The following is a 22,335-nucleotide window of genomic DNA, read 5'->3' as shown; positions in this document are numbered from 1 at the left end:
GCACCACTGATGCGCGCAACCCTCCTGTACGGCGCCGGCGACGTCCGCGTCGAGAACGTCCCCGACTCCGTCATCAAGCACCCCACCGACGCGCTGGTGCGGATCACCGCGTCCTGCGTCTGCGGCAGCGACCTGTGGCCGTACGCCTCACTGAAGCCCGAGGACGGTCCCGCCCGGATGGGCCACGAGTTCATCGGCGTCGTCGAGGACACCGGCTCGGAGGTGACCACCGTCAAGCGCGGCGACCTGGTCGTCGCCCCGTTCGCCATCTCCGACAACACCTGCGAATTCTGCCGCGAGGGCCTGCACACCTCCTGCGCCCACCCGCAGGCCAACTTCTGGGACGGCGAAGCCGAGGAGGGCGGCCAGGCCGAAGCGGTCCGCGTCCCCCTCGCCGACGGCACCCTCGTCAAGCTCCCCGTCGCCCCGGACTCCGCCCTCGTCCCGTCCCTGCTGACCCTCTCGGACGTCCTCGGCACCGGCTACCACGCCGCCGTGGCGGGCGGTGTCAACGAGCGCACCCGCGTGACCGTGATCGGTGACGGCGCGGTCGGCCTGCTGGGAGTGCTCTCAGCCAAGCGCCTGGGCGCCGAACAGATCATCCTGATGGGCCGCCACCAGGCGCGCACCGACCTCGGCCGCGAGTTCGGCGCCACCGATGTCGTCTCCGCCCGCGGCGACGAAGGCATCGCCCAGGTGCGGGAACTGACCGGTGGCCACGGCACTCACGTCGTCCTGGAGTGCGTCGGCAACATGCCCGCCTACCAGCAGGCCACCGGCATCGTCCGACCGGGCGGCGTCATCAGCCGTGTCGGCGTCCCACAGTACGAGGAGGCGCCGATCGGCTTCGGCAGCCTGTTCCGCCACAACATCCGTCTGGCCGGAGGCCCCGCACCGGTGCGCGCCTACATCGAGGAACTGATGCCCGACATCCTCGACGGCACCATCGAGCCCGGCAAGGTCTTCGACACCACCACCGACCTCGACGGCGTCCCGGTCGGATACCAGGACATGGCCGACCGCAAGAGCCTCAAGGTCCTCGTCAAGCCCTGACCCGGCGCCGCTTGCCCGGAGAGGCGGGCTTCCGAGCCCGGTCCCGTTCGACAAGCTCCAGGAACACACGCACCCCACCCCACCCGACGTTCCAGACACGTCGGGTGGGTGGGGTGCAGGCATACCTTCCCGAGAGGGAGGCGGAGGGCCGCGGACGCCCAGTACACGCGGGCGGCCGCGGCTAGTCGTCGTGGTCACGGGCGAGGCGCCGCCGCAGCGTGCAGGTGCCATTGACCTGCCCGGTCACCCACCGCTTCGGCCGTGGGACGGAGCCCTTGCCTCGCCTCGGTTGCGGCGGACCACCCTGCGGAGTTGGGGGGTTGAGCTTGTACCCCCCACAAACCCGACCTGTCACGCCTGGCGCAGAAACGGTCTCCTGGAACTGTGCCTCGGTCACGACACCACCGACCGTCGCGCCCTCCCCTCCACCGATCGAATATGAGGTCCATTCCATGGAACGTCGCAAAGCGCTCGGACTGATCGCCGGTGGCGGCGCTGCCGCCGCCGCGTCCTTCACGGCTCTGCCCGCCTTCGGTGAGGAGAGCAGCCGCGCCGCGGGCGCCACTGGACAGGACAAGGCCAGGGGCGGCTACACCTTCGCGCTGGACAAGAACGTCAAGCGGACCTCTGTACGGTTCAACAACCGCTACGGCATCAAGGTCGCCGCAGACCTCTACGTGCCGAAGAACCCGCGGGGCAGGCTGCCCGCCCTGGTGCTGAGCGGCCCGTTCGGCGCGGTCAAGGAACAGTCCTCGGGGCTCTACGCCAACGAGTTCGCCCGCCGCGGCTACGTCACCCTCGCCTTCGACCCCTCCTTCACCGGGGAGAGCGGCGGCACCGTGCGCGACGTGGGCTCGCCCGAGATCTACACCGAGGACTTCAGCGCCGCCATCGACTTCCTCGGCCTGCAAAAGATCGTCGACCGCGAGCGGATCGGCGTGCAGGCCGTCTGCGGCCTGAGCGGTATGGCGCTCACCGCTGCTGCTGCGGACAGCCGTATCAAGGCGGTCGCCACGGCCTCGATGTACGACATGTCGCGCAGCATGTCCCGCGGCCATGAGGACTTCTACACGCGTGAGCAGCGTCAGAAGGTCGTGGACTACGTCAGCCGGCAGCGCTGGATCGACGCCGAGAAGGGCACCTTCGCGCGGGCGTCCCACGAGGTCCCCTTCGATGAGAACGGCGACGTCGCCCCTTCGAACCGCGTCCTGCCCAAGACCTTGCCGGCGGACGCCGACCCAGTCACAAAGAGCTTCTTCGACTACTACCGCACCGAGCGCGGCTACCACCCGCGCTCGATCAACTCCACCACCGCGTGGACCGCGACCACGCCCATGTCGTTCTTCGCCTTCCGGCAGATGACGAACATTGACATGCTGGCCCCCCGCAAGGCCCTCCTGGTGGCCGGCGCCGACGCGCACTCCCTCTACTACTCCCAGGACGTCCAGAAGATGGCCCCCGAGACCGTCGACCTCGTGATCGTGCCGGGCGCGGACCACGTCGACCTGTACGACCGCAAGGACCTCATCCCCTTCGACAAGCTCGACGACTTCTTCACCAAGAACCTCGCCTGACCGGAAGTCCCCCGGCAGACCAGTACGGCCACCGGCCTACCGAGAAGCCCACACGACGAAAGCGACCTCTCGTGGGGTAGCTGATCAGAGGGCCGACGGCTTGTCGTCGGCCCTCTTTCGTTTCGTGGTTCTGGGCGCACCGGAAGCGGCTCGACTCAGCTCGAACCGGCGCCGCCCCGAGGAACCTGCCTGCCCGCCTGGCTCCCTCCCGGACGCGGCGTCGGGTTCCTCTCTGTTCGACGCCCGGAATCCACGAACCTGCTCGCTTTCGTCTTCGACCTGATGCGCCTGGAGGGCGCCGACCTCACGCCACGCTCCTACAGCGAGCGCCGCGCGGCCCTGGAAGCCCTGTTCGCTGGCCGGGGCCTGTCCGCGCTGTTCACGCTGTGCCCGTCGACCACCGACCTCGCCACCGCCCGCGCATGGCTGGAGTGGACGACGGCCGGCCTCGAAGGCCTCTGCTTCAAGAAGCTGACCGAGCCCTACCGCCCCGGCGCGAAAGCGTGGGGCAAGTACAAGGTCCGCGCCACCGAGGACGCCATCGTCGGCGCGGTCACCGGCCCGCCCACCGCGCCCCACACCCTGTTGCTCGGCCGCTACGACGGCGCGGGCGCGCTCCGCTACACCGGCCGCACCACGCCCCTCGCCCGCGCCGTGACGCGTTCCCTTCAGGGAGTGCTGCTGCCGGCGGCGGGCGGGCATCCGTGGACGGGCTGCACGTTCACGGCCTCGTGGGGCAGCCGCGAGGCACTGGACGTCACGCTCGTCGACCCGCAGCTGGTGGTTGAAGTCGCCGTGGACGTCGCCCGCGATTCCGCCGGCCGATGGCGTCACCCTGCACGCCTCCACCGGACACGCCCCGACCTGTCCGCCGAATCCGTGCCGTGTTCGGCGCGTAGCGGGCGCGTGGCCGGGGTGCGGGAGGTGTTGCGCCAAGGTTGCGCAAGGGGTTGCGGTAGAGGTTGCGCTGTCCGGGTTCCGCTGGACGATGCTGTCGCACGGCGAGGTGCGTGGTGGGGCCGTCCGGTTGTCCGGACATCCCTTCTACGCCACCCAACGCCCGGGCGGAAGCACCAGGAGCAGGGGGAATGGGCACCGACACCACCAGGTCGCCACGGCCTACAGCGATCACAACCTGGCGGTGTCCCCGCCCGGATTGGCGTCCGCTACGCCCACCGCATCCCGATTGCGGACAGCTGCTCCACCCGCTCCGGGGCCAGTGTCGCGGCCCGGCTGCGCTGGTTGCCGATCCACGCTCCGAGCTTGTGCTCCCGTTCCTCCTGGTCCTCGCCGACGACGGTCCGCTCGACGTGCTTGCGTGGGACCTGGAGGTGGCCCTCGCGGTCGTAGAACTGCTTGGCTGCCTGATAGTTGAGCGTCCACTTGTCGGCCTGCGTACGCCGCCGTTGCGGCTTCTCGTCTTCGCCGGCGGGCTCGATGCCGAGGACCTGTTCGCACATCCACTGCTGCACGGTGGTGAGGCTGTCCCAGCCGAACCGGACTGAGCGGACCCACCGCCCGAGGTCTTCGCCCTGGTGCACGACGTCTCCCGGCGACATGGGCAGCGGGCGGCCGGCGTCCAAGTGGAGCCGCACGAGGTGGAAAGCACGCTGCCACTCCACTGGCCAGGCCGGACACCACGATGGGTCGATGTCGTCCAGCTGCTCGCGCCGCAACTCGGACAGCGCCCCAGCCGACGACTCCACCGGCAGGCTCTCGGCCCGCCGCTGCTCGATCTCGGCGGCCTTGCGGGCGGCGGCCCGGGCGTTCTTCAGCCAGATTCCCACCCGGTAGCCCTGGAAGGTGGCGTCCAGCGGCGCCAGGAGGTGGCCGTGTTCGGCGGCCCACCCGCGGGCGGCGGCGAGGCCTTCCTCCCAGGCGACGTCGAAGTGCGACCAGACCATGCCCAGTTTCTCCAGCTGCCGGGCGCGGTCGGCGTCCATGGCCCCGCGGGCGTAGGTGCGCCGGCTGTCGGCGATCCACTGCCCGAGCGGAAACGCGGCGAGCGAGGCCGGCCACCCCTCGGACGCCACCTCCTTGTCGTCGCCGGAGGGCACCCGGTAGGTGAAGGGCACCCTGAGGTTGCCGTGCGTGCGGGCGTAGAGGGTGGCGGCCTCGATGCCGCGCCGCCAGTGTGCGTGCTCGGGGTTGAGGACGCGCAGGTTGATGAAGGCGGCCAGCTGCGCGGGGTCGCGCGGCGTGGAGAACTTCAGCAGGCTCCGCGCGGGCACCGACGGCCCGCCGTCTGCCTCGCCCTCGCTGTCCGGGCCCTGCTGGGGGCCCTGAGCGGCCGCGGGGGCGCTCGGGGCTTGCTGCTCGGCGAGTTGCTCCACCACGCGGGCGTCGTGCGCCCGGAGTGCCATCAGCAGCTTCGCGAGTCCGCCGAACGCCCGGCTGGTGAGCATGTTGTCGGTCGTCTCGCCGGGGCCGAGCAGGACGGGTACGACGAGGGAGGCCACCTTGCCCTCGTCGGGCTGGATGCGCAGGGCGCGGCCTACGGCCTGGACCAGGTCGGGCATGGAGCCGCGTACGTCTGCGAAGTACACGGAGTCGCATTCCCGGGTATCGACCCCCTCGCCCAGAACCTTCACGGACCCCAGGAAGCCCTTCTCCACGACCGTGCCGTCGGCGGCGGTCCCGGTCGCGAACTCGTCCAGGATCCGGCGCCGGTGGGCAGGCTTGTGGTCGCCGCACAGCCAGTTCGCCCAGATGGTGCGCGGGTACAGCGCGGGGTCTTCGGCGTGCAGCTTGGCGGCCACGTCGGGCAGGCCGGCCGCGAACGCCTCGGCCTCCTTCACCAGGTGGTGGAAGGCCAGGGTGCGCCGGAAGGCTTCCTCGGACGACGCCTTGAGCAGCGCGGTCTGCAGAGCGGCGAGGCGGGCCCCGCGCACCTCGTCCGAGCGGGCCTGAACGCCCAGGAGCTGCGCGGCCTGGAGGTGGGTGTCGGTGATGTCCACGCACACCACCTGGTACGGCGCGCAGATCCCCCGGTCGATCGCCTCCGACAGGGTCAGGGTGTACGCCCTGGCGCCGAAGGGACTGTCGGGGTCGTCGTCCATGCTCGCGACCAGCTCGCCCGGCGCGCCCTGGTCGCCATCCTCGTCCCCGAGCTGCCACAGCCGCGGTGTGGCAGTCATGTACAGGCGCCGCAGCGCCGGGATGCGCTGGTTGTCGTGGACGACCGCCCACGGCTTCGCGCTGCGGCCCGAAACGCGGTGTGCCTCGTCCACGACGATCAGCGACCACCCCGGAAGGCCGGCCTGGTGTGCGCGCTCCAGCGTGCCGAGTCCGAGCGAGGCGTAGGTGGCGAAGACGGTGACCGTGTCGGACGGCCGCACCCAGTCGACCAGCTCGCCCACGTCCGTGGTGCTGGGGAAGCCCACGCCCTCTCCCCGCAGGGAGGAGACGCCGATCATCGGGCCGGTGCGTCCGGCCTCGCGCCATGCGGCCTCCGTCTGGGCGAGCAGGTCCAGCGAGGGCACGAGCACCAGGACGCGTCCGGCCTGGAGTTCGCGTGCGCTCTGCGCGGCGACGAGGGTTTTGCCCGAGCCGGTCGCCATGACGACCTGGGTGCGCAGCCCGCGCTCGGGGACGGTGCCGGCCGCGGGAACCTGAAGCGCGGCGAGGACAGCGTCCACGGCCTCGCGCTGGTGGGGGCGGAGTCGCGTCATGAGCGGGATCCTTCGGGGAGGGAGAGGTTCTCGCGCATCTGCTCGTGCCACGCGCGGGCAGCCGTCCGGTCGAGGTACAGGGTGTGCTGGCCGTGGTGGGCAGGGTCGTCGTCGGGCTGCCGGTAGGTCGTTGCGTGGGCGACCTGGTAGAGGGTGATCGTTGTGCCGTCGGCGAGGAAGGTGCGGGTAAGGAAGCTCAGTCGGGCCGTCTGGGAGGTCAGCGTCTTGGTGGTGAACGGCTGGATGACGAGGGTGCCGTCGTCGGCCGCGCTCAGCAGGCGGCGGACGGTGGCGTCGTCGATCTCGTGAGCGGGTTCGGCACCCTTGGCCGCGGTGGTCAGGAACCGGAACATGTCGTCGGGCGTCAGGACGCCGTCGAAAGTCTCGGGCAGGGCGCGCGCGGCAGCGCGCCGGACCCATGCGGCGCGGCTGAGCCCGGCGAGGCGCGCGCTGGCCTCGATGTCCGCCAGGAGGTCGGCGGGGAAGTTGATGGGGACCTTCGGGCCGATGGCGGGACGGCCGGGCAGGGCAGCGCTCATGAGACCTCCGACTATTTTGGGTACCCATAATACACGGTTCTGCAATTTTGGGTACCCAAAACATGTGGGGCTGCATGTTCGGGTGCTGGCCCAGAGGCTGTCTACGAAGGGTCGCCGGGGTGGTCCAGCGGGGTGAGGGGCTGGCGCAGATCGAGGTAGCAGCGCAGCCGCACGCCTGCTCGTCCGGCCTCCCGTGTCGTGCGTTCCACGGACGTCGTCGCCCACCGGGTGGCCAGTGCTGTGCGGAAGGCGAAGGCGGTTTCGTCGTCGGCTGCGGCGACGTCGACCACGATCAGGCCGAGTTCGGACACGTGCACATCGTTGATCGCTTCCATGGCCGGCACGACGCCCGTGCTCGGGACGGCAGTTCTCGTTCCGCTTCGTATTCACCCCTGCGAGGCCACCGGTCACTTCTCCTCCGGCGCACGCCTCACCTGGGGAAGAGCGGCCCGCCATCGCGGCGAGAGGTCACACTTTCTCCACTTCACCGCCACTTGGTGATCACGTCCGGTAGGCTCCGGGCGCTTCATTCGCACCACTGAGGGGGGATTCCTCATGCGCATCCACCGCACTGTGACCGCTGCCGCGACCACGGTGGCCGTCGCCGCGCTCGGCCTGGCAGCTGCCGTTCTGGCCCAAGCCGGCGAGTACTCCTCGGTCTTGAAGATCAAGGGCGTGCAGTACGACGCGCCGGGCCGTGACTCCACCAAGTGCTCCGGCGGCAACACCAAGGTCCCCTTGCGAGGTGTTCAGATTTCGCGCGCGAGCTTGGCCAGGACGAGTGGCAGCAGCCGGACGGTCTTTGCGGGGACGTGGAGGGTCTGGGTTTCGCCGCAGGTGTGATTTCGAACGGTCAGCTGGTAGGCGCCTGCGGTGTGGATCAGTTCGGCGGTGTAGAGCGGCTCTGTGTCAGCGGGCGCCGGGTGGGGGCATGACGCTTCGGTGTCGAGTGTGGTCATCAGGGCTCCTTCGCAGGTCGTCGAGGGCGGGCCCGGACTTTTTCGTGGTGTGGTCCGGGGCAGTGGCTGGCCTTCAGGGGGTTTCGTGGGTCTGGAGCGCCCACAGGCGTGCGTAGAGGCCGCCGCTTTGCAGCAGGTCGTCGTGTGTTCCGCTCTCGGCGAGGATGCCGCCTTCGTCCAGGACGTGGATTTGGTGGGCGTGGCGGACGGTGGTGAGCCGGTGAGCGATGACGATGACGGTTCTGTCGGTGGCGAATCGGGCGAGGGCCTGCTGGATGGCTGCCTCGGTTTCGTTGTCGACGGCGGAGGTGGCCTCATCGAGGATGAGCACGGGTGGGTTCTTGAGGAAGGTGCGGGCTAGGGCGATACGTTGCCGCTGTCCTCCGGACAGGGTGCTGCCGCGTTCGCCGACCGGGGTGTCGTACTGGCGGGGGAGTGCTGCGATGAAGGAGTGGGCTTGGGCCAGGCGCGCAGCGTGGACGACGGAGGCGTCGTCGGCGTCGAAGCTGCCGTAGCGGATGTTGTCGGCGATGGTGCCGTCGAAGAGATAGGCCTCCTGGGCGACGAAGCCGACGTTCCGCCTGAGCCTGCCGAGGTCCAGGTGTTCGAGATCCTGGCCGCCGATGGTGGCCTTGCCTGCCTGGGGGCTGTGGAAGCGGGTGAGGAATTTGGCGATGGTGGACTTGCCTGCGCCGGTCGCGCCCACAAGTGCGGTGGTTTTGCCGGCAGCGAACCGTAGGGACAGGTCGCGTACCGCGGGGGGACGCGAGGAGTAGGAGAAGGTGACATTCTCCAGCCGTACCTCGCCCCTGGCCTGCTCGCCCGTCAGCAGCTGGCCCTGCGCCGATGTTTCGGGGGACAGGGCGCGCAGCCGGCCCACTCGCTCAAGGGCGCCCAGGGTCCGCTGGTACTGGTCGAGGGTGTTGCCCAGGGCGGTGAGCTTGAAGATGGTCTGCATCGGCAGCACGTTCAGCATGCTGAAGACGTCGGGGGACAGTCGCCCTGCCATGGTCGCCCGCCCGCCGCCGAGCTGGTTCGCGAGGAAGGAAGCGGCGGTCACCGACAGGACTGTCTGGGCATAGCGCGCGGTGTAGCGGTCGGTGGCGGCGCTGGTACGGCGGTGGGCGAGACTGAGATCACGCACGCGGTCGCTCTCGTGGTCCTCGCCGCAGAAGCTCTTGACGGTGGCGTTGGCCTGCAGCGAGTTCAGCAGCCGACCGGTCAGCCGGGTGCGGTCCTCAGCGGCCTTCGCGTAGACGGAGGCGGAGCGCTGCTGGTGGCGCAGAGAGATCCACACGATGAGCGGCAGCGGCAGGAACGCGATCCAGGCGAGCTGCGGGGCCCAGATCAGATAGCCGGCGCTCAGCATGGCGACGCAGGTGGCGAGCTGGACGACCTCGTTCGGCGCGGTGGCCACGAAGAGGCCGATCTGGTCGATGTCGTCGGTGAGCACCTGCGAGAGCGGCGCGACCCGCTCATCCTCCAGCCGGTCCAGCGGCAGGCGCTGCACATGCGGGAACAGATCGCTGCGCCACTCGTGCTGCACGTCCTGGCCCAGGTCTCGCCAGGCGACATCGGCCTTGTAGGACAGGGCCGAGGCCGCCGCACGGGTGGCGGCCGCCACAGCGACGAGCGCGGCCAGCTGACGGGAGGAGCCCTTCAGACCGAACGTGGCGAGCCTCTGGTTCTCCCCCTTGAAAACGATCACGGACATCCAGCCGAACAGCAGATGCAGGCCGGTGTCGGCGGCTTGCCCGGCCGCTGACAGAGCGCCGGCGCGCATCGCCGGGCGCCGCTGGCCCTGCAGGAGAGCAGGCCGCTGTTGCGGTGGCTGCTGCTGCGGCTGCTGGTGCGGTGTGGACACCGGCGCCGGCCGTGACCGGCGCCAGGCATGCCGGAGCAGGGCTGCGGTGAGCGTGGCAGCCGCGCCCAGGGCCACGACCGGCCGGCGTCGTGTGCCGCCCACCAGCACCGCGGCGCCGGCCACGCCGCACGCGGCGAGCACCATGGCCTCCGGCTCACGGACAGCACCACGTGAACCGGAGGCAGCTGTACGGGAAGGGCCCGGACGCCCGATGCTGCCGGCCGGACCCAGGCCGGCCCGGGCGTCTCCCCCTGCTGTGGGTGCCTGCTGCACTTGCTCCTGCAGAGCGCTCACGACCCTGGCGAGCTGCTCGCCGACGACATTGGGGAGAACGGCCGGATCGTGGTGCAGCAGGACCCGGCCGGTGACCGGATTCGCATGCACTGCAGTGATCTCCGGCGCCTCGCGCAGCACGGATGTCAGCAGCTTGCCGAGACGGGGACGGCTCACCAAAGCGGGGACGTCCCAGCTCTGCCGCCCCGCGATACAGGACCGTAGCCGCATGCCTTCATCCCGTTGCCCAAGGTCTGTCTTGTCCAGCGGGACGTCCCGCATCCTCACCCCGGTCCTTTCGTCGGTGGCCGCGCCGTGGATGTCCGGGCGGCCTGTGCGCGCCAGGCGGGGCCCCGCACGCCGCCCCGGCAGAGGGGTGGGCGGCGCGGGGCCATGCCGTTCAGCTCGCCGTCTGCTTCTTCGCCGCGCCGGGCGTCACAGCCGCCGGGCTTTTAGAACTGCTCTTCCGGCTTTCCTGGGCGATGACTTCTGCCGTTACTTCAGCAGAAATGTCGTTGATTCCCTCGGTGACATCCTGGGCCGCCCTTTTCGCCTCCATGGCCAGGCTCACGGACGTTTTGACGGCTCCGCGGACGACCGGTTTGGCAAGTCGCTTCGCCAGCGGAGCCAGGGCAAGACCCACCAGAAAAGGGGCAACAGGGAACATGTTTTTTCCTTTCACTCATGGCCGCTCCAGTCGAGCGGCCAGACTGCGGCGGCACCTTGCCCGCGACGTCAGGTGAACCTCTCACCAGCAATTATGTGCTGAGTGGATGCCAACGGCCGCCACCGCCAGGACGGTGACGCTTCCCGCGCGGTGTGCGGTGCACGGTGCAGATGCCCTCGGACGTGAACGCTATCCCTGAAACGGAAAAGAGAGTCGAAAACATTCAAAAGAATGAACATGTGACCGGAAAGAAGGGGTGTGCGCCCGGCGTTCAATACTGCATCAATCTCGCTCCCCTCGGGCGCTCCCTCGAACGAATGAATGCAGGTGCCACGCGAGTTTCCGGAAAGTGATCGCGGACACCATGGCGGTCAGAGCGACCCGAAATGGGGTCGCCGAGCAAGAGGAGAAATCATGTTCCTTCCCGCTGGTGGTTACCAGTACAACCCCGCCCAGGGATACCAGTACAACCCGGCCGGTGACGACGTCGTCGTCGCCAGCTGGCGCGCCGCGGTGTTCGTCGGCGACGAGCACTGACGACACCCCGGCATTGCCCCAGCGCCAACACCGGCGCTGGCGGCACATGACCGCGAACCCGCCCTGGCCCCGGCTTCCTCGGGGCCGGGGCGGTCCCCGTTAAGCCCGTGGAAGGAACCCGAGTGACCGCACCACTCACAGCCCCCGCAGCCGCACGATCCGCAGAGGTGGAGCACCTGCACGGCCACCCGGTCGCCGACCCCTACCGGTGGCTTGAGGCCGGCGACGACCCAGCGGTCAAGGACTGGGCCGGCCGACAGGACGAGTGGTTCGCCCACCACCGCGAGCAGTGGCATGAACGGCCGCAGTGGGAGCGGCTGCTGCGCGAGGCGACACCCCACCAGTGGACACAGACCCCCCTCTCCCGCGGCTCCCACCGGTTCTTCGAACGCCTCACCGCGGGAGCCCTGCAACCGGCCCTGTGGGTCCAGCAGGGCGAAGACGCGGCCCGACCGCTCGTGGACCTCACCCGTCTCGATCCCTCGGGCCGCACCCGGATCGTGGCATGGCGGCCCTCTTGGGAAGGCGAGCGTCTGACTTGCCTGCTGTCCACCGCCGGCTCCGACATCACCCAGCTGTGGGTCATGTCCGTCGAAGACGGCAGCATCCTGGACGGACCCATCACCGGGATGCGCTCCCCCTCACTGGCCTGGTGCCCCGGCGGCCAGGACTTCTACTACGTACGCGGACTCCACAGCGCCGGCGCCGCTCCCGCCGGATACGGCATGCGCGTCATGCGCCATCGCATCGGACAGCCCGTCGAGACCGACGAGCATGTCTTCGGCGACGGGACGGCCGCGACCTACTACGCCGTGAGCACCGACCGGGCCGGCCGCCGCCTGGCCGTCACCGCCGCCGAGGGCTCCAGCTCCCGCAACGACGTCCACCTGGCCGACGTCCCCGCTCCGGACCGGGCCTGGCAGTTCACGAACATCACCGACCAAGCCGACACCGACGCCCAGTGGCGCCCCGTTTTCGCCCCCGACGGCACCCTCCACCTCATCACCGACCACCACGCGCCCGGCGGCAGGATCCTCACCTTCCCCGGCCCCGGCGCCCCCGCCGACCCCGACGGCTGGCCCGAACGCCTGCCCCACCGCGAAGGCACCCTCCTGGACGACTGCGCGTGGTGGGAGCCCGCCGGACCCGGCGACGGCACCCTGCTCGTCCTCAGCTCCCGCGGCCCCACGTCCGAACTCACCGTGCACGACCGCCATGGCCGCACTCTGCACACCATCGACCTGCCCGGCCCCGGCGCCGCAAGCCACCTGCGCACACGGCCCGAAGGAGGCACCGACGCCTGGTACCTCTACACCGACCACGTCACACCCCCCACCGTCCACCACCTCAGCGCACACACCCTCCGCAGCACACCCACCACCCCGACCGCCGCCACCCCCGCACACGAACCGCATCCGGTCACCCGGCAGGAAACATACGAAGCCGAAGACGGAACCCGCATCGGACTCCAACTCCTGCTGCCGAGCGGCCCGCCCGACGGCTCCAGGCCGGTGCTGCTCACCGCCTACGGCGGCTTCGGCGCCTTCGTCCGCCCCGCCTACTCGCCCCTGGCCCGCGCTTGGGTGGAAGCCGGCGGCATCTACGCCATCGCCGCCGTGCGCGGAGGCGGCGACCACGGCACCCCGTGGCACGAAGCCGGACGCCGCGGCCGCAAGAAGACCGCGATCGACGACTTCAACGCCGCCGCGGCCTGGCTCATCGACACCGGCCGCACCACCCCCGGCCAGCTCGCCGCCCACGGCGGATCACACGGCGGACTTGTCGTCACCGCGGCCCTCACCCAGCGGCCCGACCTCTACGCCGCCGCCGTCGCCAGCGGCCCCCTGTGCGACATGGTCCGCTACGAACACTTCGGCATCGGCCACACCTGGACCGAGGAATTCGGCACCGCCACCGACCCCGAGCAGCTCACCTGGCTCCTCGGCTACTCCCCCTACCACCACGTCCGACCCGGAACCCCCTACCCCGCCGTCCTCCTCGCCGGAGCCGTCACCGACGAACGCACCGGTGACGCCCACCCCCGCAAAATGTGCGCCGCACTGCAACACGCCACCACCAGCGACCGGCCGGTCCTGCTCCGCCGACAGAGCGACGCCGGACACGGCCCCACCGACAACGCCACCGCACTCCAAGCCCTCACCGACATCGTGACCTTCCTCGGCCACCACACAGGACTCCACCCCACTGCCTCTATGTGAACCACCTCGCGGCAGGAAGCGGGCGCGGCTGAGCAACAGCCCCTGGAGGACGATCGGATACCGAGGCCCTGTGCACGGCGACTCGGCGAGCCTTGCTGTCCCGTCCCGGACCGCGCAGACGAGAAATCACGGTCCAGGCGTGCACGACTGACGGCCAAAAAGCGCACACTCCACCATCACGAGCGCTCTGACCAGCGGAAACGCCCAGGCTGCCGCGCCGTGTCTTCTCCGCGACGACCCTGCTGAGGGTTACGGTGCACGCTCCGTCTGCCGGCAACTCACCGGCCTTGGTGAACGAAGGGGTGAAGTAGCGGGTGAGAGAAGAGTCGGTCGAGGTCGAGCTGCAGTAGCAACTGCGCTCGCATCATGGGAGCCGGCGGACCGCTGGTGCTGATGGTCAGTCCGGGCAACCCTACTTCTCCATCACCCGCCTGACCGTCTTACTGCGATGGGTCACTCAACGGATAAGGTCGTCTCCGGCCTGGAGATGACGGCGGCCACCTATCTGGTGCGAGGCCGCGGACCGGCGGCGACGACCAGGAGGAACAGCGCGGGAGCTGAAGCTCGGGGCGTGGATCGGCAACCAGCGCAGCCGGGCCGCGACGCTGACTCCGCAGCGGTCGAGCAGCTCTCCGCCATCGGGATGCGATGGGCGTAACGGACACCGGTCCGCCGGCCACCAGGTCGAGATCGCTGTAGACGGTGCCGACCTGGTGGTGGTTCTGTTGACGGAATCCGACACCACTTGTCGCTCAGGGCCGAGAACGCCGTGTTTCGCCGGAGGGCGATGTTTGTGAGTTCTGGCAACGCTTGAGGGGTTTCGGTGGGAGCATTGACGTGCTCTGCGGGATGAGGCTGCGATGGCGCCACCGAAATCCAAGGTCGACTTGTACGCGGCGATCCGCCGTGACGCTCGGACAGGGATGTCGTACCGGGCCTTGATGCGTGAGTACGGAGTCGGATTTCGCACGGTGAAGGCCGCGTTGGAGTCGGTCTGGCCGGAGCCCCGGAAGAAGCCGCGGCCGCGCGGGACCCGCTTGGATGCCTATAAGCCGTTGATCGACGCGATGCTCCGAGCGGATCTGGATGCTCCGCGCAAGCAGCGTCACACGGTCAAGCGGATCTTCGACCGGCTCCTGGACGAGCATGGGGCGGAGGCGGTGACCTATCCGATGGTGCGGGCCTATGTCGCCGACCGGCGGCCCCAGATCGCTGTTGAGGCCAGCCGCGGGGTGGTACACGCGTTCATTCCGCAGTCCCACCGGCCGGGGGCCGAGGCGGAGGTGGACTTCGGTGACGTGAAGGTACGCCTGGCCGGTGAGCAGGTCACCTGCTTCGTGTTCGCGATGCGCTTGTCGTATTCGGGCAAGGCCGTCCACCGCGTCTTCGCCTCCTGCGGCCAGGAGGCGTTCCTTGAGGGTCACGTCCACGCTCTCAGCGTGCTGGGCGGCGTCCCGACCGGCAAGGTCCGCTACGACAACCTCCGCTCTGCGGTTTCCCGGGTGCTGAGCTCACGCTCCCGCGTGGAGAACGAGCGGTGGACCGCGTTCCGGTCGCACTTCGGCATCGATGCTGCGTATTGCCTGCCCGGCATCGAGGGCGCTCATGAGAAGGGTGGGGTGGAGGGGCAGATCGGCTGGTTCCGCCGCAATCACATGGTCCCCGTCCCCCAGGTCGCCTCCCTCGCCGAGCTCAACGCAATGATCGAGCAGTGGGACGAGGACGACGAACGGCGCCGGATTGGCTCTCGGCCACGGCCGGTGAGCGAGTACTTCGCTCTCGAACGGCCGCTGCTGCAGCCGTTACCGGACGAACCCTTCGAAACGGGACGGCTGTTCAGCCTGCGGGTGGACCGCTTCAGCCAGGTCAGTGTCCGCACCAATCGCTACTCGGTGCCGGTGCGGCTGATCGGGCGGACGGTGAGGGCGATACTGCACGCGTCCGAGCTGGTGGTCTACGACGGCCAGCAGGAGGTCGCCCGTCATGAACGGCTGATCGCCAAGGGGAAGGCCCGGCTGGATCTGGACCACTACCTGGAAGCCCTGGTTCGCAAGCCCGGAGCGTTTCCCGGGGCCACCGCCCTCGAACAGGCACGTTCCGCAGGGAAGTTCACGCCCGTCCATGACGCCTGGTGGGAGGCGGCGAAGGCTTCCCACGGCGAGCGGGACGGCACTCGGGCCCTGATCGAGGTCCTGCTGATGGGCCGCCACGTCCCCCACGAGCACCTGGTCGCTGGGCTCGCCTCCGCGCTCAGGGCCGGCGCCCTGACCGCGGACGCCGTCGCCCTGGAGGCCCGGAAGGCTGCCGAAGCTGACGAGGTCGCGGCTCCGGTTGTCCCTGCGGAGCCGGAACGGACGAACGTGACTTCGCTGACCGAGCGGCGGCTGGCCCAGCTTCCGCCCGACACCCGGCCGCTGCCCTCGGTCGCGGCCTACGACCAGCTGCTGCGAGCCCGGCAGCCGGCTGACCGCCCCGCCATCCAGGGAGAGATGCCGTGACACTCAAAGGCCACCGCGGGCTGACCGAACAGGCCGCGACCGCCGCCGTCGACCAGGCATGCCGCATGCTCCGGCTGCCCACTATCCGGGCCCAGTTCCCCGACCTGGCCGAAGCCGCCGCCCGCGACCAGATGTCCTATCGCGGCTTCCTCGCCGAACTGCTGATGGCCGAGTGCGACGACCGGGCCCGCCGACGCTCCGAACGGCGCATCAAGGCGGCGCAGTTCCCGCGGGAGAAGTCGCTGAGGGCCTTCGACTTCGAGGCCAACGGGAACGTCGACGCAGCCGTCATTCACACTCTGGCGACCTGCGAGTGGGTCAAGAAGGGCCTGCCGCTCTGCCTGATCGGCGACTCCGGCACCGGCAAGTCCCACCTGTTGATCGCGCTCGGGACCGAGGCCGCCCTGGCCGGCTTCCGGGTCCGCTACACACTTGCCACCAAGCTGGTCAACGAGTTGGTCGAGGCGGCGGACGAGAAGGTCCTGACCAAGACCATCGCCCGCTACGGACGCGTCGATCTCCTCTGCCTAGACGAACTCGGCTACATGGAGCTGGACCGCAGGGGCGCTGAGCTGCTGTTCCAGGTGCTCACCGAACGCGAGGAGAAGAACAGCGTTGCCATCGCCTCCAACGAGTCATTCGGCGGCTGGACCAGGACGTTCACGGATCCGCGGCTCTGCGCGGCCATTGTCGACCGTCTCACCTTCGGCGGAAACATCATCGAGACCGGCACCGAATCCTACCGGCTCGCCAGCACCAGGGCGGCCCAAGGGCAGGACGTCGCCGCGAACTGATCACCTCTGGCGCTCCGCCGTGACCGGCCCTTTCTCACAGGTCTGAGTGTGCAGTCAGACAGCTCGCCTGGTTCTACAGGTCGGCCACGAGAAGCCGGTAGCCGGCATCGAGGGCTTCGCGATCGAGCAGGTCGGCATGGCGTTCGTGCCACCGGCCGGAGGAAAGGTCGTCTGACAGCCGGGCCAAGCCCGGCTGGAGAACTTCGTCGCTGGTCTGAGCTAACAGCGAGATACCGGCCCGCACTTCCGGGTCGAGGTATGCCTCCGGTCGGCGCCAGAAGGCGGCGAGGAATCCGTCGGTGCAGTCGTGCGGGACGGGGACGGTTTCGATGCGCGCGCCTCCCAGCAACCTGGACAAACGGTCGACCGCGACGGCTCGTGTGTCATCGAACGCGGCTGCTTCGGGCAAGTACTCCTCCAGCAGCCAGAACCTGTGGTTGATGTCGGGGTCGAAGGTGAGGACGACGATCCGTTGCCGGGCGATGCGGAGGAGTTCGCCGATGCCGGCTTCCAGGTCGCTCCAGTGGTGCACGGTCAGGAGGGCCATCGCCGCATCGGCCGAGTCGTCGGCGAGAGGGATCGACTCCGCGGATGCTTCCAGGGCCGGTGCGGATCCGGCTGGGCGCTGGGCGATCATCACTGAGCTGGGTTCAACAGCTAACACCGTGTGTGACGGTTCGTAGGAGCCGGTGCCGGCGCCTACGTTGATCACAGTGGTGGCACCATCGAGGGCTTGATGGATCCTGGCGGCGATTCGGGGGTCCGGTCGCCGGGTGTCAGCGTAGGTCGCACCGATGCGGTTGTAAGTCGCCACACCGCACAGTATGCGCTTCCCGCTGACACCGGGAAGAGCTCGCAGCGTTGTCAGTTCTCATCGACATTTCCGAGCTGTCTGATCGCCAACTGCTACCCGAAACCGTCGACAAACGTTGCCCGCTTCCACTGACGAAACCACCCGGGGGTGAGGTGCGGGCAGGCTCTGCGTCTTCCGGGCACGCTCATGTCAGGGGGTCCTTTGCAGCAGGGGCGGTTGCCGCGGGCTGGGGGGACCACGCATGCAGGGCGCGGCAAGTGTGCATGGGGTGAGGCCGGGTTCGCAGCACGGCCTCGGACTCAACCATTGCTCTAAGACAACTTCCCGGCCTCGGTGGCGTGACGTGACAACTACCGAACCCTTGGTGGCCGGGCTCGGCGAGAAGATCAAGTCAGGTCTGAACCTGTCCTGAAAGCGCCCATAGTTGACGGCCTACTTCCGGGAAAAGGTCGTTTCGTTAGATTCAAGCCAGGTTTCCCGCGTAGATCGATAACGGAACCGCTTCGTTGCTCCGATCTGCGTCCGCTTCAGGCCCCTTCGTGCATGTATGACCCATGGAAGCGGTGGGGCTTATTCCGGCCGGAATGCATATGCGTTTCGAGGGGAGGGCGGGCTGTTTTGTGTGCTTCTTGTGACAGGTTGTGAGTCCGCGGTGACCGTTGGGGTTGCCGTGTCTGTCTTCCTGTGGGGGAAGTTGATGCACTCGCGTGCCACGTGCACGCCGTTTCGGCGTGCCCGCAGAACGCACAGAACCGCTCTCGTCTCGGCGATCACCACGGCTGCCGTGGTGATCGCGGCGGCACCCGGCCTGGCGGCGACGCCCAAGCCGCAGCTGCCGGAACCGGAGAGCCCGTGGACGAAGCCGACGAAGGTGGCTGCTCCCGCGACGCCCGCCGGCACGACCAAGGCGCCGGCCTCGCAGGCGGAGGCCAAGCCGTCGGCCGAGGTGGCCGCCTGGCGAGCGGCGCAGCAGGCCCGTACGGCAGACGAGAAAACCCGCACGACCGGCGGGCACACCGCCAAGGCTTCCGGAGCCCGGTCTGCCGCGGCATCCACCGATTACCTGCCCGAGGGCCAGGGCGAGGTGCCCTGGCACCGGATCGTCGACACCCGCCTGAACGACGCCCTGGTGGCGCGGGTGAACCTTTCCGACGGCAACCTGATGCTGGCGGCCACGGACTTCGACATCGCGGGCGTCGGCCGGAAACTCCAGCTGGCCCGCACGTACAACTCCCTGGAAGCCCCGTGGGGGAAGGTGTCGCAGCGCTGGTGGCAGGCGTACGAACGGTACCTCCAGGTGGGCGACGGTGAGGTGGACGTCTTCGACGCCACCGGCAACCTGCTCCGCTTCACCGCCAAGGCCGACGGCACCTACACCACCCCGGCCGGCTACTCCAAGGACCTCAAGAAGAACGCGGACGGCACCTACACCCTGACCGACCGCAAGTCCGGCTCGAAGGACACGTACAGCGAGCACGGCACCCTGCTGAAGGTGACGGACAAGAACAAGGGCACGATCACCGTCGAGCAGCACGACGAGGGCGGCGAGCACAAGGGCTTCAAGCTCACCGAGGCCCGCTCGGGCCGCTGGATCGACCTGGTCAAGACGTACCCGAATCAGTGGCAGGCCAAGGACCACACGGGCCGCACCGCCGTCCTCGACCTCGACGGCGCCGGGAACCTGGCCAAGGTCACCGACACGAACGGCAAGGCCACCGCCTACGAGTACGACGGCTCTCGCCGCGTGACGAAGGTGACCACCGCCGAAGGCACGGTCACCCTGTTCACCTACGACGGCCACAACCGCGTCAGGTCCATGCAGCGCGCCACCGAGTCGACGTCCGGCGGCCACACGGGGCCGACCTGGCGTTACGACTACACGGCCGCCACTCCCTCGGACGCGGGCACCACGACGGTCACGGACCCGGACGGCGACGCGACGAAGTACGTCCACAACGCTGACGGCGAGGTCACCACGGTCACCGACCCGCTCGGCCACGCCCGCCACTCGACGTACAAGAACCGTCTCACCCAGACGGCGATCGACGCCATGGGCACCGGCGCGGACGGCACCGGCGGCAACACCACCACCTACGGCTGGGACGGCCGCAACAACGCCCTGTCCCAGAAGCTGCCGCTCGGCGCGACGGCCTCCGTGTCGGCGTACCAGACGGTCGCGGGCACCGACCTGCCCAACGACTTCACCACTGCGGACGGCCGCAAGGACTCCTTCACGTACGACGCCAACGGCAACACGATGTCGGTGACGACGTCCGGCACCGCGGGCGGGGTGAGGGAGTACACGTACAACAAGGCCACCCCCGAGTGCGGAGGGTTCGAGGGCCAGCGCTGCACGGCGAAGGACGCGGGCGGCAAGGTCACCTCCTTCACCTACGACGACCAGGGCAACCTGTGGAAAGTGAAGCCGCCGGCGCCGCTGGGGGAGACGATCAACACCTACGACGCGCTGGGCCGGGTGGAGACGGTCAAGGACGGTCGGAACATCACCACCGTCTACGCCTACGACAACCGCGACCGCGTCCGCGAGATCTCCTCCACCAATTCCACCGTCACCTACACCTACGACGGCGACGGCAACGTGAAGACCCGCACCGACGCCTCGGGCATCACCACGTGGGAGTACGACAAACTCAACCGGGAGAAGCGCCGCACCCTGCAGAACGGCGCGCAGACCGTCCTGGCCTACACCCCGGGCGGTGACGTCGACTACTACACCGACCCAACCGGCACCACGGACTACACCTGGGACACGGCCGGCCGCCTCGACTACCTGACGGCGCCGGACGGCAAGAAGACCGACTTCGACTACAACAACAACGACAAGCGCACCAAGACCGTCTACCCCGGCGGCACCACCCAGTCGGTGACGATCGACAAGAACGGCCGCCCCGAGAACATCAAGACCACCTCGGGCACCCAGACCTTCATCGACCTCACCTACAGCTACAAGAACACCGCGGGCAAGGACACCACCAAGATCCGCACCCGCACCGACAACACCACCAAGTACACGACTACGTACACCTACGACTCCCAGGACCGCCTCTCCTACGCCCTGGAAGCCGATTCCGCCGGCACCCCCAAGGCTTCGTGGCTGTACTGCTTCGACAAGGCCGGCAACCTCACCAGCCGCGACGGCAGCAAAACCACCTGCCCCGGCGGCAGCACGTACACCTACAACGACGCCTCGCAGCTGACTGCCAAGAACGGCACCACGGCCGGCTGGTCCTACGACAAGCTCGGCAACGAGACGTCAGCGGCCGACAACACCCCCCGCACGGGCGAGTCCTGGACCGACTACAGCCAGCTCGCCGGCATCACCGCCGACGGCAAGACCTACGACCTGGTCCACGCCGGCACCAGCAACGCCGAGCGCACCAAACTGGGCTCGACCTGGTTCCACCACACCGCGCTCGGACTGGCGTCCACGACCACAAACGGCGTCGACACCGGATTCATCCGCGAACCGGCGGGCACGCTGAACTCCATGACGACTGGGGGGAAGTCCTACTACTACCTCACCGACGCCACCGGCAACGTCCTCGGCCTCGCCGACAGCACCGGCAAGCGCACCCACACCTACGCCTACGGCCCCACCGGCCTCCCACGCACCACACCCACGGAGTCCGTCCCCCAGCCCTACCGCTACGCGGGCGCCTACGCCGACCCGACCGGCCTGTACAAGATGGGCCACCGCTACTACGACCCCACCCTCGGCCGCTTCACTCAACCCGACCCCTCCGGCCAGGAAACCAACGCTTACCTCTACGCGGGCGGCGACCCGGTAAACGGAATCGATCCAGCCGGACTCGCTTGGTACTCAGGCGTGGTGGATTTCGTGAAGACCAAGGGGCCCAAGTTCTTGGGTCGTGCAAGCAGCGTAGCCCCGCTCGGCTGCTACGTAGATAAGGCGTGGGAAGACACGGATAACAGCTGGAGCGACGAAGCGAGCGATCTAAACAGCTGCTTCAACCCATATGCATGGGTTACAGAATGAGAGATCTCTGATGGAAACCACACAGAAGACCGTAACTGCGAAGAACGTGCTGGCCGTTACATTCGCCATTGCGCTGCTTCTCAATCTGGTAGAGGCGGTGTGGGATCCGGATGGGCAGCCGTGGCTGATCCTGCGTATCGCGGTTTCGATCCTCTTCGGCCTAGCCCTCGTGGCGTACATCGTTCTGTGGTTCCGTCGACGCAGTGAAAAATCAGACTGACCGTAGGTGGATGTTGATGGGGAGCCGGTAGTTCGAGGGTAGAGCCTCGGCTGCCGACTCCCCATCAAGGTCGCAATCGTCATAGATATGGAAGGGTATTGCCGTCGTGGGAAATATGGGAACCGTGGAACTTCTGGTAGTCGTCGTAATAATTGCTCTCGTGGCCGCTATCGTGATGTCTATCATTTTTGTAGCGCGCCGAAATAGCAGGAGCTAGATTTTGGCGTGTAACAGGAATGCCGCTCAGAAGATCGGAGACGTACCGAGCAAAGTACAAGCCGTCACATGGGTGGCCCACATCGAGCGCAAGTGAATTCCGCAGTAGGGACGGGGGTGGGGTCTGGTTCCAGAGTTGGTCTGGTGCTTCACTTTGAAGCACAGGGGATGCCCTGGTTCTGCCAACGGTACATGGGGTGTCACCTGATGCAGGGTCACTACCCCCACCCACCACCTTCCTGTTGCTGCTCAGGCCGTAGGCCCGTTGGCCGCACCGCGCAGCGGGGCCGGCCTGTGCGGTGCGGAGCACCGCCGGGGGCCCGGAGCGCAGCGCAGGGCGCCCGTGCGGGGCCGTAGGCCCCGCTGCTCCGGGAGCGCAGCGGACGGAGCGTCACCGGCCGGGCGAAGCCCGGCCGGTG

General features: G+C 68.6%; 16 protein-coding genes and 2 pseudogenes. 11 read left to right on the top strand and 7 right to left on the bottom strand.

Translation table 11 applies throughout. The annotated features are described in order from the left end of the window. The first annotated feature begins 9 nt into the window (after window positions 1-9). The 3 genes and pseudogenes from ACZ67M_RS36750 to ACZ67M_RS36740 all read left to right on the top strand — a co-directional run. Window positions 10-1,053, top strand: a complete 1,044-nt coding sequence (locus tag ACZ67M_RS36750) for a zinc-dependent alcohol dehydrogenase family protein (protein ID WP_469854208.1) — start codon at window positions 10-12, stop codon at window positions 1,051-1,053. Window positions 1,054-1,505: 452 nt separating this feature from the next. Further along, window positions 1,506-2,627 carry an alpha/beta hydrolase gene (locus ACZ67M_RS36745; protein WP_469854207.1) on the top strand — a complete coding sequence of 374 codons (1,122 nt, stop codon included), beginning with the start codon at window positions 1,506-1,508 and terminating at the stop codon, window positions 2,625-2,627. A gap of 189 nt (window positions 2,628-2,816) precedes the next feature. Beyond that, window positions 2,817-3,134 (top strand): annotated as a pseudogene (locus ACZ67M_RS36740) (ATP-dependent DNA ligase); the annotation flags it as partial. Between the two features lie 659 nt (window positions 3,135-3,793). On the opposite strand, the gene ACZ67M_RS36735 reads toward ACZ67M_RS36740, so the two are convergent. The 3 genes from ACZ67M_RS36735 to ACZ67M_RS36725 all read right to left on the bottom strand — a co-directional run bounded on the left by ACZ67M_RS36735 (window position 3,794) and on the right by ACZ67M_RS36725 (window position 7,172). Next, window positions 3,794-6,298: a helicase associated domain-containing protein gene (locus ACZ67M_RS36735; protein ID WP_469854206.1), complete on the bottom strand. Its 2,505-nt coding sequence runs from the start codon at window positions 6,296-6,298 to the stop codon at window positions 3,794-3,796. Next, complete coding sequence (locus ACZ67M_RS36730) at window positions 6,295-6,837, bottom strand: hypothetical protein (RefSeq protein WP_469854205.1); 543 nt, start codon at window positions 6,835-6,837, stop codon at window positions 6,295-6,297. Before ACZ67M_RS36730 ends, ACZ67M_RS36735 begins: the two co-directional genes overlap by 4 nt. Window positions 6,838-6,938: 101 nt before the next feature. After that, on the bottom strand, window positions 6,939-7,172 hold the full coding sequence (locus ACZ67M_RS36725) for a DUF6207 family protein (protein WP_469854204.1): 234 nt from the start codon (window positions 7,170-7,172) through the stop codon (window positions 6,939-6,941). Window positions 7,173-7,392: 220 nt separating this feature from the next. Between ACZ67M_RS36725 and ACZ67M_RS36720 the strand changes: the two are divergent. Next, window positions 7,393-7,569, top strand: a pseudogene (locus ACZ67M_RS36720) (lamin tail domain-containing protein); the annotation flags it as partial. Between the two features lie 17 nt (window positions 7,570-7,586). On the opposite strand, the gene ACZ67M_RS36715 reads toward ACZ67M_RS36720, so the two are convergent. The 3 genes from ACZ67M_RS36715 to ACZ67M_RS36705 form a co-directional block, all read right to left on the bottom strand. Beyond that, window positions 7,587-7,796, bottom strand: a complete 210-nt coding sequence (locus ACZ67M_RS36715; RefSeq protein ID WP_469854305.1) for a hypothetical protein — start codon at window positions 7,794-7,796, stop codon at window positions 7,587-7,589. A 73-nt stretch (window positions 7,797-7,869) separates the two neighbouring features. Further along, a complete protein-coding gene (locus ACZ67M_RS36710) occupies window positions 7,870-10,215 on the bottom strand; it encodes an ATP-binding cassette domain-containing protein (protein ID WP_469854203.1) in 2,346 nt (781 codons plus the stop codon). A gap of 118 nt (window positions 10,216-10,333) precedes the next feature. Then, complete coding sequence (locus tag ACZ67M_RS36705) at window positions 10,334-10,600, bottom strand: DUF5132 domain-containing protein (protein ID WP_469854202.1); 267 nt, start codon at window positions 10,598-10,600, stop codon at window positions 10,334-10,336. 414 nt (window positions 10,601-11,014) lie between these two features. Here ACZ67M_RS36705 and ACZ67M_RS36700 point away from each other — a divergent pair, with 414 nt between their 5' ends. From ACZ67M_RS36700 to istB, 4 genes are all read left to right on the top strand, one after another. Next, entirely contained in the window at window positions 11,015-11,137 is a 123-nt protein-coding gene (locus ACZ67M_RS36700) for a hypothetical protein (RefSeq protein ID WP_469854201.1), read from the top strand. A gap of 122 nt (window positions 11,138-11,259) precedes the next feature. Continuing rightward, window positions 11,260-13,356 (top strand): prolyl oligopeptidase family serine peptidase, encoded by a 2,097-nt coding sequence (locus ACZ67M_RS36695; RefSeq protein ID WP_469854200.1) that lies wholly within the window; start codon window positions 11,260-11,262, stop codon window positions 13,354-13,356. A gap of 860 nt (window positions 13,357-14,216) precedes the next feature. Beyond that, complete coding sequence (gene istA / locus ACZ67M_RS36690) at window positions 14,217-15,854, top strand: IS21 family transposase (protein ID WP_469854199.1); 1,638 nt, start codon at window positions 14,217-14,219, stop codon at window positions 15,852-15,854. Further along, window positions 15,851-16,648 carry an IS21-like element helper ATPase IstB gene (gene istB, locus ACZ67M_RS36685; RefSeq protein ID WP_161326193.1) on the top strand — a complete coding sequence of 266 codons (798 nt, stop codon included), beginning with the start codon at window positions 15,851-15,853 and terminating at the stop codon, window positions 16,646-16,648. The genes istA and istB overlap by 4 nt, the downstream gene beginning before the upstream one ends. Window positions 16,649-16,721: 73 nt before the next feature. On the opposite strand, the gene ACZ67M_RS36680 is transcribed toward istB, so the two are convergent. Then, window positions 16,722-17,462, bottom strand: a complete 741-nt coding sequence (locus tag ACZ67M_RS36680) for a methyltransferase domain-containing protein (RefSeq protein WP_161326194.1) — start codon at window positions 17,460-17,462, stop codon at window positions 16,722-16,724. Between the two features lie 784 nt (window positions 17,463-18,246). Here ACZ67M_RS36680 and ACZ67M_RS36675 point away from each other — a divergent pair. The 3 genes from ACZ67M_RS36675 to ACZ67M_RS36665 all read left to right on the top strand — a co-directional run bounded on the left by ACZ67M_RS36675 (window position 18,247) and on the right by ACZ67M_RS36665 (window position 22,013). Next, window positions 18,247-21,480: an RHS repeat-associated core domain-containing protein gene (locus ACZ67M_RS36675; protein WP_469854198.1), complete on the top strand. Its 3,234-nt coding sequence runs from the start codon at window positions 18,247-18,249 to the stop codon at window positions 21,478-21,480. A 10-nt stretch (window positions 21,481-21,490) separates the two neighbouring features. Further along, window positions 21,491-21,700, top strand: coding sequence for a hypothetical protein (locus tag ACZ67M_RS36670; RefSeq protein ID WP_469854197.1), 210 nt, complete (start codon window positions 21,491-21,493; stop codon window positions 21,698-21,700). Between the two features lie 220 nt (window positions 21,701-21,920). Next, on the top strand, window positions 21,921-22,013 hold the full coding sequence (locus ACZ67M_RS36665) for a DUF7178 family protein (RefSeq protein ID WP_469854196.1): 93 nt from the start codon (window positions 21,921-21,923) through the stop codon (window positions 22,011-22,013). Window positions 22,014-22,335 lie beyond the last annotated feature (322 nt).

This window comes from Streptomyces sp. NPDC107500, assembly GCF_055582785.1.
The sequence above is the reverse complement of the archived record's forward strand: the minus strand, read 5'-3'. Positions and strand labels throughout refer to the sequence as shown.